Source organism: Ketogulonicigenium vulgare WSH-001, from assembly GCF_000223375.1.
Lineage (GTDB): Bacteria > Pseudomonadota > Alphaproteobacteria > Rhodobacterales > Rhodobacteraceae > Ketogulonicigenium > Ketogulonicigenium vulgare.
This window is the reverse complement of sequence record NC_017384.1, coordinates 588,053-602,022: the sequence shown is the minus strand read 5'-3', so window position 1 is coordinate 602,022 and position 13,970 is coordinate 588,053. Positions and strand designations below refer to the sequence as shown.

Below are 13,970 nucleotides of genomic sequence, written 5' to 3'. Positions count from 1 at the left end.
GAGCGCCCTGACCTTGGGCCAGTTACGGCAGGATGGCGTTCACGCTGGCCTCGATCGCGGCCAAGGCAGCTTCGGGCGTGGTTTGGCCAAGGTAGACCGACTGCAACTGAGTGATGGTCGCATCGGCGATCTCTTCCCAACCGCCGACCAGCGGCGCGAATTGGGCGTTGGCCAGCAGTTCGGTAAAGACCTTTAGGTCCTCGTTATCGGCGAATTGCGGCTGTGCGGCCTCTTCAACGTTCACGGGCAAAAAGCCCTCGGCCTCGTCGAATTTCACGCGTTGGTCGGTGGTGAACAGGAAATCAAGAAAGGCCCAAGCCTCGTCCTTCACATCCGAATTCGCGAACATGACGATGGAATCGGTCACGCCATAGGTGGCGGTTGTGGTGCCCGCAGGCACACGGCCGATACCATAGTTTAGATCGGGCGCTTGCTCGGCCAATTGGTTCGACAGGAACGGCCCGGTGATGACAAAGGCGGAGCGGCCCTGTTTGAACAGGTTCTCGATATCGGCGCGGGCGTAATCGGTGACGCCCGGTTGGGTCAGCCCCTCGTTGATCATGGTTTGATAGGTGGTCAGCGCGGTCAGGCCCGCTTCGGTGTTCACGCCGCTGGCGCCATCGGTCAGGATTTCGCCGCCATAGCTCCACATCGGGTAATAGAAATAGACGTCGGTCTCGGTCGATTTGCCCTGCAGACCAAAGGGAATGACATCGGGATTGCTGGCGCGGATGGCGCGCGCCACCTCGAGCATTTCTTCCCATGTCGCGGGCGGCGCATCATAGCCGGCAGCCGCCAGAATATCGGTATTATAGAACATCGCACGGGCGGATGCGGCGATCGGCAGGCCGTAATTGGTGCCGTCGATGATCGAAGGCGTCAGGAACACGTCAAAGAAACGGCCCGCGAAATCTGGGGTGATATAGCTGTCCAGCGGCTCGATCACGCCCAGTTCCGCGTAATCCAAGATCCAGCGCGTGCCGATCACCGCAAGGTCGGAATTCACCCCGCCCGAGATATCCGTCACCAGCTTTTGCTGCAGCGAGGCCCAAGGCACCATTTCCAGTTCAATCGTGGTGTCCGGGTTGGCAGCCATGAAATCAGCGGCAGCGGCCTGAAAATAGGGCATCGTATTGGCGCTGTATTCGGGAATGGTCACGCGCACAGTGTCGGCAAAGGCCGCCCCCGCCACCAGCGACAGCGCGGCGGCAGAGGTCAGCGACCGACCCAGCACGGGTTTGGTCAGACGAGGGGTCATGGTGTTCTCCTGTTGGGATGGGTCTTCTTTTGATTATGTCTCAGGCTAGGTTTGCGGTTTTGCGCCTGTCAATAAATTTGTTTGCGCAAATCGAAAATCATGCCTAGCCTTGCAACATATGCGAAGTTTTGCACAAATCGAATCCAGAAATCAGCAAGCGGACGTTGTTATGACCAGCCCCCGAGCCTATCGCGCCCTTTATGCCTATACGTGGGACTTGGCCGAATCGGACCCCGGCGCATTGGACCAGGAATTCGCGCGCGCGCGGCTGAACACAATCACCATCGCCGCCGCCTATCACGCAGGCAAATTCACGCGGCCACATGGCACCTCTGGCAAAGTCTATTTCCCCGAGGATGGCGTGCTGCACTGTCAGATCGACGATGCGAAATTCGGCACGATCAAACCAGAGATCGGAAAATTAGCCCAAGAAAACAACGTTTTTGCTGATTTTTGCCAGAACAGCGCGCTGGACGTCACAGCCTGGGCCGTACTGATGCACAACAGCCGTATCGGCGCGCAGCACCCCGACAGCATCACGCGCAACGCCTTTGGCGACGGGCTGATCTACAGCCTGTGCCCCTCCTCGCCCGCGGCGCGCGACTATGCGGTGACGCTGTGCACCCAGCTTGCGGCGCAATATGACATCAAAGGCCTGACCCTCGAGACGCCCGGCTGGCTGCCATTCCGCCATGGTTACCATCACGAATTCGCGCTGATCGGCGAGTCGCCCCGCGCCGAATTTTATTTAGGGCTATGTTTTTGCGCAAATTGCAAAAGTTGTGCAAAACTTGCGGGCATTGATGTAGAAAATTTGCAGACCCGTGTCATGGCCCGCGTCAATGAAAGCCTGTCTGCGGAAGTCGAGCCCTTCGCCCCGACCGACCGCCAATGGCTGGAAACCGAGCTGCTGTTCGATGCTGATCTGGCGGCATTTATGCGCTGGCGCTGCACGGTGGTCACATCGCTGATCGCGCAAATCCGCGCCGAGGTGCGCAAGGACGCCGCCGTCCATGTCATCCCATCGGTCAACCAGCCCCTGGCGCTGTCATGGATTGAGGGCACGGACCTTGCCGCCATTGATCGCGCCGCCGATGGGCTAGAGGTCTGTTTCTATGCCCCTGCCGATCGCGTGATGACCGATGTGGCCGCCGTCAAGCGCCAGATCGGCCATAGCGATATGCGCGTGGTGCTGCGGCCCACCTCGCCCGAACACCGGTCCGAGGGCAGCTTTGCGGGCACGATCAAAACCATGGCCGACAGCGGTATCCGCGATTTCGGCTTTTACAATTACGGACATATGCGACGCGCAGGCGTCGAGCGGATCGGCAGATCCCTTGGGGCGATTGAACCGCGCGCGGTCTTGACAGGAGAGAGTGAATGAAACTGCTGGAAGGTAAAGTTGCGCTGGTCACCGGTGCGGTGGGCGGAATTGGCACGGCCATCGTGCGCGATTTTCTGGCCGAAGGCGCCAAGGTGATCTTGATGGATATCAAGGCCGAGGCGGTCGAGGCCGCCGTCGCCAAATTGCAAGCCGAAGGGTTCGAGGTTGCCGGTGCCGCCGCCGATATTCGCGACGCCGCGGCTGTAAAGTCCGCCGTCGATGCGGCGCGGGCCAAGCTTGGTCCGATTTCCATCGTCGTCGCCAACGCCAATACCGGCGGGTCGACCACCACGATGGACAAATCCACGCCCGACGTGTTCCGCACCGAGGTTGCAGATAACGTCGGCGGCCAGTTCAACACGATCTATGCCGCAATTGATGATCTGAAGGCGCTGGGCGGCTCGATCACGGTTGTGGGCTCCGTCAACGGCCTCGCGACCTTCGGGCAGCCGGGATATAGCGCCGCAAAAAGCGCGCTGGTCAGTTTGGTGCGCACCATGGCGACCGAATACGGGCCACATAATATCCGCGCCAATATGATCGCCCCCGGCACCGTGCGCACCCCCGCATGGGACAGCCGTCTTGCGCGCAAGCCCGATGTCATGGACGGGCTGAAACGCTGGTATCCGCTGGGCCGCGTCGCCTCTCCCGAAGATATCGCGAAACCGATCACCTTTCTTGCATCCGAGGGTGCGGCCTTCATCTCGGGCGCGATCATTCCGGTGGATGGCGGGCTGATGGCCGGCAACCATCAGATGGCCAAAGAACTGACGTTGGAGGGCTAAATGGCTGATCTCACACTTGATAAAATCACCAAATCCTATGGCGCCTATAACGTGCTGCACGGGATCGACCTGAAAATTTCTGAGGGCGAATTCGTCGTGCTGGTCGGCCCTTCGGGGTGCGGGAAATCCACGCTGCTGCGGATGATTGCGGGCCTTGAGGATCTGACATCGGGCGATATGGTCGTGGGCGGCAAGCTGTATAACGATGTGCCGCCGCAAAAGCGCAATATCGCGATGGTGTTTCAATCCTATGCTTTGTTCCCGCATCTGAACGTGCGCGACAATATCAGCTATGGCCAAAAACTGCGCGGCGAACCTGCTGATGAGATCGCGCGCAAGGTCGATTGGGCGGCGGGCGTGCTGAACCTGACCCCTTACCTCGACCGTTTTCCGCGTCAGCTTTCGGGCGGGCAACGCCAGCGCGTGGCGATGGGCCGCGCGATCGTGCGCGCCCCCAGCCTGTTCCTTTATGACGAGCCTTTGTCCAACTTGGACGCACAGCTACGCGTGCAGATGCGCACGGAGATCAAGGCCCTGCATAAAAAGGTCGGCACGACATCCATCTATGTCACCCATGACCAGATCGAGGCGATGACACTCGCCGACCGTGTCGTGGTGATGAACGCGGGCCGGATCGAGCAGGTGGGCACACCGCTGGACCTGTTCGACCGCCCGCAGACCACTTTCGTTGCCGGCTTTATCGGATCGCCTGCGATGAATATGCTGCCTGCAACCTATACGCACGGCCAGATCGTGATGGATGACGCCAGCGCCGGTGCGATCCCCTTGCCCGCTGGCTATCATCTGCGCGAAGGCGCGACCCTGACCATCGGCATCCGGCCCGAGCATTTGCAAGTGACCGCAGACGAGGGTCTGAACTTCACCAGCACGATTGTCGAGCAGACCGGCTCGGACACCTATGTTTATGGCACGCTTGGTGGGGCGGCTGCGACGATGATGTTCCGCGAACGCACGGCCATTGCCGATAACACCCAATTGCGCGTGACCGCAGCCCCCGGCAAACTACACCTGTTCGACCGCGAGACGGGCCTGCGCATCCCCGAGGTACAGGCATGAGCTGGCAAGAGATCGAGACCCCCGGCGTCATCGTTGATCTGACCATCGTAGAAGCCAATCTGAAGCGGATGCAGGACTATTGCGACGCCCATGGCATCCGCCTGCGCCCGCATATCAAGACGCATAAGATCAATGCCTTGGCACAGATGCAGCTGGATCTGGGCGCCGCCGGCATCACTTGTCAAAAGCTGACCGAGGCCGAGGCGATGCTGGGCAGCGGTGCCAGTGATATTCTGATTTCCTATCCGATGATCGGGCCGCAAAAGGCGGCGCGGCTCGGCGCGCTGGCAGGCAAAGCGCGCTTTACCGTCGCCGCCGATAGCCCGATGGCGATTGAAACCGCCGCTGCCGCCGCCGCGATTGCGGGGGCCGAGATTGGCATTTTGGTCGAATTCGACAGCGGCATGGGCCGTACCGGCGTTGTCGCGCCAGAGGCTGCGCTTGCGCTGATGCAACAGGTGCTGGCCACCCCCGGCCTGCGCCTTGCGGGGCTGATGACCTATCCCGCCAGCGCGCAGACGGTGACGTTCATGGCGGCGCTAAAGCCGCTGCTGCGGGCCCAGGGGCTGGACGTGCCTCCCCTGTCCGTCGGCGGCTCGCCCAAGGCCTATCAGACCCATAGCCTTGGCGGCGTCGATGAACTGCGGGTTGGCACCTATATTTATAACGACCGCAATATGATCGCAGCCGGCGCGGCGAGCGTTGACGATTGCGCCCTGCATGTCATTGCCACCGTCATCAGCACGCCCAAGCCCGGCCATTTCATCATTGACGCAGGCACGAAAACCCTGACCAGTGACCTCAGCGGCGCGGCGCATCCGGGCTATGGTTACCTACGTGACTACCCCGATGCGGTGATCGAACGCCTGACCGAGGAACATGGCATCGTCCGTATCGACCCTGCCTTGCCTGCGCCCAAGATCGGTGAAAAAATCCGCATCATACCGAACCATGTCTGTCCGGTCAGTAACCTGCATGACACAATCACCGTGGTTCGCGGCGACGGGGTGCAAGACATCTGGCAAGTCTCGGCGCGCGGCGCTACGCGATAGACACCCCCATTTCAGGAGCCTGTCGTGGCCCTCCGGCAAGACTTTCGCACATTGATGCGCAACCCCAGCTTTGTGCTGTTCACCCTATCCTCGCTGGCAAGTTCGCTGGCCTATTGGATGCTGCGCACCACCAGCGGCTGGCACGCATGGCAATTGACGCATGATACCGCCTGGGTCGGCATTGTCGTGGCGGCGGATATGATCCCGGCGATGCTGGTCGGGCCATGGGCCGGACAATTGGCGGATCGGCTGGATTTGCGGCGGATCTTGATGGCATCCACCATGGCCTCGGTCGTGCTGATGGTCAGCACGGCGGCCATGGTGGGCATGGGACTGGCAAGTGTCTGGCTGCTCTGTGCGATCATGATGACGAACGGGATTATTGCAGGCCTGTCGCAGCCCGCCCATCACGCAGCGGTCGGCGCGGTGACGGACCGGCCGCAAATGGGCACCGCCGTCTCGATCAGCTCGATCCTGTTCAACGTCTCGCGTTTTATCGGACCGGCGATTTCGGGCATCATCATTGCAGGCGCCAGCATTCAGGCCAGCTATGGCAGCGTCGCATTGGTGATGGTGTTCAGCCTGCTCGGCCTGTTCCTTGTCCGCTTCCGCCCCACTGTACGGATGACCGGACAAAAGGGCATTATCAACGGTCTGGCCGAGGCGTTCCACTATATCATGGCCTCGCCCGCCTGCGCGCCGATGTTTATCATCTTTGCCAGCGCCGCGCTGTTCCTGCGCCCGATTGGCGAGCTGTTGCCCGAGCTTGCCGATCTACGCCTGGGTGGTGATGCGCGCACCTTGGCGCAGCTCAGCTCCGCCATGGGTCTTGGCGCGATTGTGGCGGGGCTGACGAATATGGTCGGCGGCATCCGCGGCGTGGTGCGGCTGTCGTTTGTGGGAACCGGGATTGCAACGCTGGCGGGGCTGGGACTGGGGTGGTCCGCCTCGACCCCGGTGGCACTGATTGCCGCCGGGTTTTATGGCGGCGCGATTGCAGCGGGCGGCGTCTCGATCCAAACCGCACTGCAGGTCACCGCGCCTGAGGCGATGCGCGGCCGCATCATGGGCCTGTTCGGCATGACATTCCGCGTCGCACCCGCCCTTGGCGCCATCGGCATGGGCGCACTGGCCAGCCGCTTGGGCCTCAGCCAAACCTTCACGCTGGGCTGCGCGCTGATGATGGCGGTGCTGGTTGTCCTCTCGCGCCAGTTCGCCACGGCAAAGCGGGGAATTATTGCCGAATAGACCCGCCCTTTGCGCATTGCGCAATTGGCAAGGTGGGCGCTTATCTGTAGGGAGTGGTCATGCCAAACATGCCCGACCGTAAGATCAATCAATCCGATATCGCCCGCCAGGCGGATGTCAGTATCAGCACGGTCTCGCGCGCGCTATCGGGTGCGCCGGGGATCAGACCCGAGCTGCGCGAGCGGATCATGTCCATCGCCTATAGCCTGGGCTATGACCATCCGGCGGGCAATGACGCGCAGCGCGTCGCGGTGATCTTGCCGATGAACCCGGTGACCGGCGGCTTGCATCAGATCTTTCAAGAGACGTTTGACGGCTTTCAGGCCGCAGCGCTGGAAAGCGGCCTGCGGCTGTTTCCGCATCTGATCATGGAACGCGATGTGACGGCGGCGCAACTGCGCGAGATCCACGACAGCATCGGCTCGACCACCACAGTCATCTTTTACGCCCGCCCCGATGCCGAACTGATGCAATATCTGCAACAGACCGGCCCCTTCGTGCAGGTGTTCAACCGCGATGGCGAGATGCGGTTCGATGCGGTCATGGCCGATGATCGTGCGGGCGCACGGCTGATGGTGCGCCATATTCTGGGCCTTGGCCATCGCAAGACCGCCTTCGTCTTTGCCCCCAGCCGCCCCAGTTCCCAGCGGCGGCAACAGGGGATGCACGAGGCATTGGCCGATGTCCCGGATGCCAGCGCCACGCTGATCGCACTGGACCACGACCGTCAGGAAACCGCCTTTGACTATTTCACCGCCCTGTTCGCCAAGGGGCGGCCCGCGTGGTCTGTGGCGATCTGCGTCAATGATCTGGTGGCGATGGGCCTGATCCAGGCCGCGCGCGATGCTGGGCTATCGGTGCCTGGCGATCTATCTGTCAGCGGTTTTGACAGCCTCGCGTGGAGCCAGATGACAAAACCCAGCCTGACCACAATGCATGTCGACCGTGCCGCGCTGGGGCGTGAAGTGGCAAATGCATTGCTGCGCCGTCTGGCCGATCCCGCCGCGCCCGTATTGACCGTGATGCAAGGATCGACCCTGTTGCCGGGCGGCACGGTTACCGCCATTTAAATTATCCGCGACGTCATCTGTTAGCGCGTGACATTTCCCGCGCCACGATGCAAAGCGCGACATAAATTCGTCATGGTTTCGTGCAAGCCGTGGCCCGCAATTTACCCCATTGGACCATCATGCCCGCCATTTTTGCCCCAGCCATTATTTTTGGCTGCAACGCCATCCTGTTCGTCACGCTATTCTCGCGCCTGCCCGATCTTGCGGCCAACCTGTCACTGGATAAGGGGGCGCTTGGCACCATTATCCTGTGCAGCGCGGTCGGCGGATTGCTGTCCACCCCGCTGGCGAACCGGATCGCCGCGCGCCTGACGCCGCCGCTTGCCGCCACAATCGGCATCACCATCCTGTCGCTGGTGGTGTTTTTGATGAGCTTTGCGCCCATCCCCGGCCTTGTGCTGCTGTTCTTTGTCATGGGCGCGAACAACACCGTGCTGGAAGTGTCGCAAAACCTAGTCTCGCTGCGGATCGAGGCGGATAGCGGCAAAAAAGTCCTCGCCCGCTCGCACGGGTTCTGGTCGGCGGGGATGATCCTTGGCAGCGCGATCTCGGCTGGGATGCAGTGGGCGGGAGCCTCGGCGCAGGTGCATATGGGCGCGATGGCGCTGCTGGCGATCTGTGCGGCCTGGTTCGGCATCCGCCGCTTTGCCCCCAAAAGCTGGCCCGCCGCGCCCGTCACCACCGGCAAGCCGCGCTTTGCCTTTCCGAACCGCTTTATCCTGCTGCTTTGCGTGACGATCTGGGGCCTCGTGCTGCTCGAGGGGGCCGCCTATGACTGGGGTATCTTCTTCTTGCGCGAGGTGAACCTGTTCGATCCGGCCACCGCGACGCTGGTCTATGGCTGTATGTCGGTCGCGATGTTCGTCATGCGGATGACCGGCGACAGCCTGCGCAGCCGCATCAGCGATGGCACCATCCTGCGCGGCGCGGCGGTGGCGGGGATCTTGGCGATCATCCTGTTGCTGGCCAGCCCTACCATTTGGGCGGCGGCGCTGGCCTTTGTGCTGCTGGGCTTTTCGGCGGCGATGGTCTTTCCCGTCGCAGTGGCGATCGCGAATGCGCGTTCGGGGCTGGACGGCGGCGATGGGATCGCCGCGCTGGCCGCAACGCTGACACTGGCGCGCATCGGCATCCCGCCGCTATTTGGCTGGATCGCGCAGGCCTATAGTTTGCAGCTGGTGTTCGGCATGTTGATCATACCGATACTGGTGACGATCCTACTGGCCCCGCGCGTGACGGGACGCACATAGAAAACCGCGCAAGGATCTCTCCTTGCGCGGTTTTTTATATCAGGCGACGCTTGCGGCGTTCAGGAAATCGGCGATCAGATCGCCGGTATCCTCTAGCCCGATCGAGACGCGGACCATGCCGGGGGTGATGCCAGCCTCGGCCTTTTTCTCGGGCGAAAGGCTTTGGTGCGTCGTCGTATAGGGATGGGTCGCGATGGATTTCGCATCACCCAGATTGTTCGAGATGATGCAGATCTCGAGTGCATTGAGGAACCGGAACGCCGCCTCTTGGCTGCCCAGATCCAACGCCAGCAGCGTGCTGCCATAGCCGCCGGTCTGCTTCATCATGATCTCGTGCTGCGGATGGCTGGGCAGACCCGGATAGATGACGCGCTGCACTTTGGGATCAGCTTCCAGCGCCTTGGCAATTTCCAGCGCCGAGGCCGTTTGCGCGCGCACGCGCAGGTCCATCGTCTCGAGGCCCTTCAGCAGCAGCCAAGCGTGGAACGGCGACATCGCACCGCCCGTATGCTTCATATAGGGTTCCAGCACGCCGCGGATATAGTCGCGCTGCCCCAGCACGACGCCGCCCAGCACGCGGCCTTGGCCATCGATATGTTTGGTCGCCGAATAGACCACCACATCCGCGCCCTGCGCGATCGCGTTCGAAAAGACCGGCGTCGCGAACACATTGTCGATCACAACGCGCGCGCCGACCGCATGGGCCAGCTCGGCCACGGCCGCGATATCAATGACTTCCAGCGTCGGGTTCGAGACGCCCTCGAAAAACACCATCTTGGTATCGGGGCGGATAGCGGCGCGCCATTCGTCCAGATTGGTGCCGTCGACATAAGTGATCTCGACGCCGAATTTCGCCAGCACCTGATCAAGAATATAGATACACGAGCCAAACAGCGCCCGCGCCGAGACGATGTGATCGCCCGCGCTGATCCCCGCCATCAGCGCACCATTGACGGCCGCCATGCCCGATGCAGTCGCGAAAGCATCCTCTGCCCCCTCGAGCGCGGCGATGCGGTCTTCGAACATCGCGGTGGTCGGGTTCGCATAGCGCGCGTAGATGAATTCCTCGCGCGAGGCTTTCAAAAAGCGCGCTTCGGCCTGCTCGGCGCTGTCATAGACAAAGCCTTGGGTCAGGAAAATCGCTTCGGAGACTTCGTTATATTGGCTGCGGCGGATGCCGCTATGCACGGCTTTGGTGCGCTTGTTCCAGTCGCTCATCTGTTCCTCCACCCCGAATCTCGGGGCAACAAAACCCACGTCAATTAGATAGGGTCGGGTGCAGGACCAGGCCCCCTCTTTAGCGGAATGTTTAGCGTGGCCCGCAATCTGGGTCGTTCAAATCACCACGTCGTCCGGCGGGCATAGACCTGCCCGCCCCCAGCGTCAAGAACGCTATTTCGCCTCATCATCGGGCAGATATGGCGCCAGCGACGTGAACTGCCAGAACAAAAATCCGAACATCAGCAGCGGAAAGCCAAAGCTTTCGATCATTACCCAGGCGCTATCAGACAAAAGGCGCCAGGTCAGTTCATTCAATACCGCCATGCCCGCAAAGAACAGGCAAAGACGGCGGGTCAAAATCATCCATCCCTCGGGCGCCATGGGCAGGGCGTCGGACATGACCCATTGCAGATAACTACGCCCGCGCAGCAGCCCGATCCCCAGCAGCACCGCGAACAGGCCGTAAACGATCGAGGTTTTCATCTTGAAAAACCGCTCGTCATTGAACCAAGCCGTCAGCGCGCCAAAGAAAATCACCATAAAGGCTGTGAAAACCTGGATGCGGCTGATCTGCCGTGTCAGCGCCCACAGCACCGCCATCGAGGCCAGCAGTACGGGAATGAAGAACACGCTGGCCATGATAAAGCCGGAATATTCCGTGCCGCCGATAACGAAAACGTCATCTTTGATAAGGAAGTATAGCACGACGAAAAAGACTGTCGGCCCCAGATCCAACACTTGCTTTAGGATCGGGTTCAGCGGTTTGCGCGCGGGTTTGGGAGCGGTATCGGTCATTTCAGTTCCTCAAGTCCGCAAAGGGCGCGGGCAAATTCCTGCGGGTCAAAGGGCGCCAGATCGTCGATCTGCTCGCCCAGCCCAATCGCGTGAATCGGCAGACCGAATTTATCGGCCAGTGCCACCAGCACCCCGCCCCGCGCGGTGCCGTCCAGCTTGGTCATCACAAGACCCGAAACATCGGCGATCTTGCGGAAAATGTCGACCTGCATCACGGCGTTTTGTCCGGTGGTCGCATCCAGCACCAGCAGCGTATTATGGGGCGCGCTGGGGTCTTTCTTGCGAATGACACGGACGATCTTGGCTAGCTCTTCCATCAGATCCTGACGGTTTTGCAAGCGGCCAGCGGTGTCGATCAGCAAAAGGTCCGCGCCAATTTCCTCGGCGCGGGTCATGGCATCGAACGCAAGGCTGGCCGGATCGGACCCTTCGGGCGCGGTCAGCACGGGCACGCCCGCGCGCTCGCCCCAGACCTGCAATTGCTCGACCGCGGCGGCGCGGAATGTATCGCCTGCGGCCACGACGACCTGCTTGCCCGCCGCCTTGAACTGGCTGGCCAGCTTGCCGATCGTGGTCGTCTTGCCCGATCCATTCACCCCAACCACCAGAACAACTTGCGGTTTTTTCGGGTAGATCGGCAGCGGACGGGCGACAGGCTCCATAATGCGGCCCACTTCGCGGGCCAGCGCCTCTTTGATCTCGCGCGTGGTCAGGCGGCGCCCGTGCAGCGCATCACCGATATTGGCGGTGACGCGCGTTGCGGTCTCGACCCCCATATCGGCGGTGATCAGCAGCTCTTCCAGCTCTTCCAGCATCGCATCATCAACGGTGCGGCGCGCCTCGTCCGCGGCACTGGCAGCGGGCGCATCGGCAACGATCCCCTCGATCCCCGCATCAAGGCGTGTCGAGGATTTGAACAACCGATCTTTGAGCTTGCTGAATAATGACATAGGCACCTTCTATGGCCGGTGGCGGCGATTGCTCGCAGACCTAAGCGCTCTGCCCCCGTTTGGAAAGCCCCGAGGTTCAGGTCCAATGCATCATGGATGGCCCCGCCAGCATCTGCATGGCCAGCATCGGCTGTTCATAGGGCAGCCCCACCTCGTCGCAAAAGGCGCGAATCCAGTCATCGTCATTGCCAAGGAACCCCAGAACCGACGCAAGAAAGGCATGGTCCGTCGCCCCCCGCCGCAGATCGTCCATACTGGCACCCGTGGCCCCCAGAAAGGCCATCAAAATATCATCCTGCGTCGCCAGCCAGCCCAAGGCCTGAATGCCGATCACCTCTGCCGCTTCGCGGTTTATTGCCTGTCTGCTGCGCTGCATCGCGTCCTCCGAACCTTCGAAACACTATATTAACCATTTTCTACGAAGTGTGAATCAAAGCTCTCTCTGTCAGGAGATTGACGTGATGTCTGGCGAAATTCTTGTGGTGGATGCCGATGCGACGCGGCGCGCGGCGCTGGGCCATGTGCTGGCCAGCGCGCATTACCGCATTATCGATGCCGCGACCGCCGACGAGGCGCTCTTGCACGCCGGCACCCTACGGCCGGATGTGATTTTATTACGCCTCGACGGCGGCATTGCGCAATGGGGCGCGCTTTTGGTGCGCCTGCAGGCGCTGGCCGGCCCCTTGCCGGCGTGGATTATCGCCATCAGCGACAGCAATGCCCCGTCCGAGCGGATCGGGGCGCTGCGCGCGGGCGCGCATGATGTGATCTCGGGCGCTTTCCCCGCCGAGGTGTTGCATGCAAAGCTGCGCGCGACGCTGCGCCAACGCGATCTGCTGCGCGATCTGCAACCCCGCGATGATGTCGAGGGGGATACCGCCATCGGCTTTGCCGAGGCGCAGGCGGGCTTTTCCGCGGCGGGCCGCATCGCCGTTGTCAGCACCCTCCTGCCCGAGGACCAGCCGCAACGCCTGCGCAATCTGCTGCAACGCTGGCCGGGCCGTCCTATTTATCTGGCGCCAGATGATTTGCCACTGGACCCCTATGTGCAGGTGCCGGACCTGTTCGTGATCGACGGCACCGATGGTGATGCGCGCGATATCTGCCGCCAGATCGCCGCCGCGCGCGGCAAATCCGCGACACGCCACACGCCGACGCTGGTGCTGCTGGACAGCGGCGCGAATGAACTTGCGGCGACGACGCTGGACCTCGGCGCATCCGATCAGGTCTTTACCGATGTCAGCGAAGAGGAACTGGCTCATCGCGCCCGCAGTCTGATCCACAGCAAGAACCGCGCCGAAAAGCTGCGCAATCGCATGCGCTCACAGCTAGAGGCGGCGATTACCGATCAACTGACCGGCCTGCACAACCGCGTCTATGCCCTGCCGCGCCTGATCCGTCTGTCGCAGCGCGCGCGGGACGAGGGCCGTCCCTATTCCATCATGATGATCGACATCGATCATTTCAAATCGGTCAACGACAGCTATGGCCATATGATCGGTGATCAGGTGCTAGTCGGGATTGCGCAGCAGATCCGTAGCAATCTGCGCGCCATCGACATGACCATCCGGTTTGGGGGCGAGGAATTCTTGGTCGCCATGCCCGATACGGATGTCGAGCAGGCCATGGGCGTGGCGCAACGGCTGCTGCGCAAAATATCAACCACGCCGGTGCGGGTGATGCTGCCCCTGCTGCAAGGAGAGGCGCCCGATGCCGCGCTGGATGTGCCGATCACGATATCAGCGGGGGTGGCAGCAGGCATTCCTGCCTGCGCCGTCTATGACACCCAACTGACATTGGACGAAATCTGCGCCGCCGCGGATGAGGCATTGTATCGCGCGAAAGGCATGGGCCGTAATCGCGCGATAGCGGCGCAATAG

General features: G+C 61.5%; 13 protein-coding genes and 1 riboswitch. Of the genes, 8 read left to right on the top strand and 5 right to left on the bottom strand.

What is annotated here, in order from left to right:
- Positions 1-22 precede the first annotated feature (22 nt).
- Positions 23-1,258, bottom strand: a complete 1,236-nt coding sequence (locus KVU_RS02940) for an extracellular solute-binding protein (protein ID WP_013383844.1) — start codon at positions 1,256-1,258, stop codon at positions 23-25.
- 169 nt (positions 1,259-1,427) lie between these two features.
- Between KVU_RS02940 and KVU_RS02935 the strand changes: the two genes are divergently transcribed.
- The 7 genes from KVU_RS02935 (at position 1,428) to KVU_RS02905 (ending at position 9,124) form a co-directional block, all read left to right on the top strand.
- On the top strand, positions 1,428-2,642 hold the full coding sequence (locus KVU_RS02935) for a hypothetical protein (RefSeq protein ID WP_014537581.1): 1,215 nt from the start codon (positions 1,428-1,430) through the stop codon (positions 2,640-2,642).
- Entirely contained in the window at positions 2,639-3,427 is a 789-nt protein-coding gene (locus tag KVU_RS02930; protein WP_013383841.1) for an SDR family oxidoreductase, read from the top strand. The genes KVU_RS02935 and KVU_RS02930 overlap by 4 nt, the downstream gene beginning before the upstream one ends.
- The gene (locus tag KVU_RS02925) at positions 3,428-4,504 is read left to right on the top strand and encodes an ABC transporter ATP-binding protein (RefSeq protein ID WP_013383840.1); all 1,077 of its coding nucleotides are present in this window, start codon (positions 3,428-3,430) and stop codon (positions 4,502-4,504) included.
- Positions 4,501-5,556, top strand: coding sequence for an alanine racemase (locus KVU_RS02920; RefSeq protein WP_014537580.1), 1,056 nt, complete (start codon positions 4,501-4,503; stop codon positions 5,554-5,556). The genes KVU_RS02925 and KVU_RS02920 overlap by 4 nt, the downstream gene beginning before the upstream one ends.
- Before the next feature lie 24 nt (positions 5,557-5,580).
- Positions 5,581-6,804, top strand: coding sequence for an MFS transporter (locus KVU_RS02915; RefSeq protein WP_013383838.1), 1,224 nt, complete (start codon positions 5,581-5,583; stop codon positions 6,802-6,804).
- A gap of 59 nt (positions 6,805-6,863) precedes the next feature.
- Positions 6,864-7,874 (top strand): LacI family DNA-binding transcriptional regulator, encoded by a 1,011-nt coding sequence (locus KVU_RS02910; RefSeq protein ID WP_013383837.1) that lies wholly within the window; start codon positions 6,864-6,866, stop codon positions 7,872-7,874.
- Positions 7,875-7,993: 119 nt separating this feature from the next.
- Positions 7,994-9,124 carry an MFS transporter gene (locus KVU_RS02905; protein ID WP_013383836.1) on the top strand — a complete coding sequence of 377 codons (1,131 nt, stop codon included), beginning with the start codon at positions 7,994-7,996 and terminating at the stop codon, positions 9,122-9,124.
- Between the two features lie 39 nt (positions 9,125-9,163).
- Here KVU_RS02905 and metZ read toward each other — a convergent pair whose 3' ends face one another.
- The 4 genes from metZ to KVU_RS02885 form a co-directional block, all read right to left on the bottom strand.
- Positions 9,164-10,342 carry an O-succinylhomoserine sulfhydrylase gene (gene metZ / locus KVU_RS02900; protein ID WP_013383835.1) on the bottom strand — a complete coding sequence of 393 codons (1,179 nt, stop codon included), beginning with the start codon at positions 10,340-10,342 and terminating at the stop codon, positions 9,164-9,166.
- A gap of 62 nt (positions 10,343-10,404) precedes the next feature.
- A riboswitch (SAM riboswitch) is annotated at positions 10,405-10,481 on the bottom strand.
- Between the two features lie 35 nt (positions 10,482-10,516).
- Entirely contained in the window at positions 10,517-11,140 is a 624-nt protein-coding gene (locus KVU_RS02895; RefSeq protein WP_013383834.1) for an inner membrane-spanning protein YciB, read from the bottom strand.
- On the bottom strand, positions 11,137-12,090 hold the full coding sequence (ftsY, locus tag KVU_RS02890; RefSeq protein WP_013383833.1) for a signal recognition particle-docking protein FtsY: 954 nt from the start codon (positions 12,088-12,090) through the stop codon (positions 11,137-11,139). The genes KVU_RS02895 and ftsY overlap by 4 nt, the downstream gene beginning before the upstream one ends.
- Positions 12,091-12,166: 76 nt before the next feature.
- Entirely contained in the window at positions 12,167-12,466 is a 300-nt protein-coding gene (locus KVU_RS02885) for a DUF3572 domain-containing protein (protein ID WP_013383832.1), read from the bottom strand.
- Between the two features lie 85 nt (positions 12,467-12,551).
- Here KVU_RS02885 and KVU_RS02880 point away from each other — a divergent pair, with 85 nt between their 5' ends.
- The gene (locus KVU_RS02880; protein WP_013383831.1) at positions 12,552-13,970 is read left to right on the top strand and encodes a diguanylate cyclase; all 1,419 of its coding nucleotides are present in this window, start codon (positions 12,552-12,554) and stop codon (positions 13,968-13,970) included.

Bases quoted from the DNA above. Each gene is read 5' to 3' on its own strand.
- KVU_RS02940 (WP_013383844.1), bottom strand. From the start codon at position 1,258: ATGACCCCTCGTCTGACCAAACCCGTGCTGGGTCGGTCGCTGACCTCT.
- KVU_RS02935 (WP_014537581.1), top strand. From the start codon at position 1,428: ATGACCAGCCCCCGAGCCTATCGCGCCCTTTATGCCTATACGTGGGAC.
- KVU_RS02930 (WP_013383841.1), top strand. From the start codon at position 2,639: ATGAAACTGCTGGAAGGTAAAGTTGCGCTGGTCACCGGTGCGGTGGGC.
- KVU_RS02925 (WP_013383840.1), top strand. From the start codon at position 3,428: ATGGCTGATCTCACACTTGATAAAATCACCAAATCCTATGGCGCCTAT.
- KVU_RS02920 (WP_014537580.1), top strand. From the start codon at position 4,501: ATGAGCTGGCAAGAGATCGAGACCCCCGGCGTCATCGTTGATCTGACC.
- KVU_RS02910 (WP_013383837.1), top strand. From the start codon at position 6,864: ATGCCAAACATGCCCGACCGTAAGATCAATCAATCCGATATCGCCCGC.
- KVU_RS02905 (WP_013383836.1), top strand. From the start codon at position 7,994: ATGCCCGCCATTTTTGCCCCAGCCATTATTTTTGGCTGCAACGCCATC.
- metZ (WP_013383835.1), bottom strand. From the start codon at position 10,342: ATGAGCGACTGGAACAAGCGCACCAAAGCCGTGCATAGCGGCATCCGC.
- KVU_RS02895 (WP_013383834.1), bottom strand. From the start codon at position 11,140: ATGACCGATACCGCTCCCAAACCCGCGCGCAAACCGCTGAACCCGATC.
- ftsY (WP_013383833.1), bottom strand. From the start codon at position 12,090: ATGTCATTATTCAGCAAGCTCAAAGATCGGTTGTTCAAATCCTCGACA.
- KVU_RS02885 (WP_013383832.1), bottom strand. From the start codon at position 12,466: ATGCAGCGCAGCAGACAGGCAATAAACCGCGAAGCGGCAGAGGTGATC.
- KVU_RS02880 (WP_013383831.1), top strand. From the start codon at position 12,552: ATGTCTGGCGAAATTCTTGTGGTGGATGCCGATGCGACGCGGCGCGCG.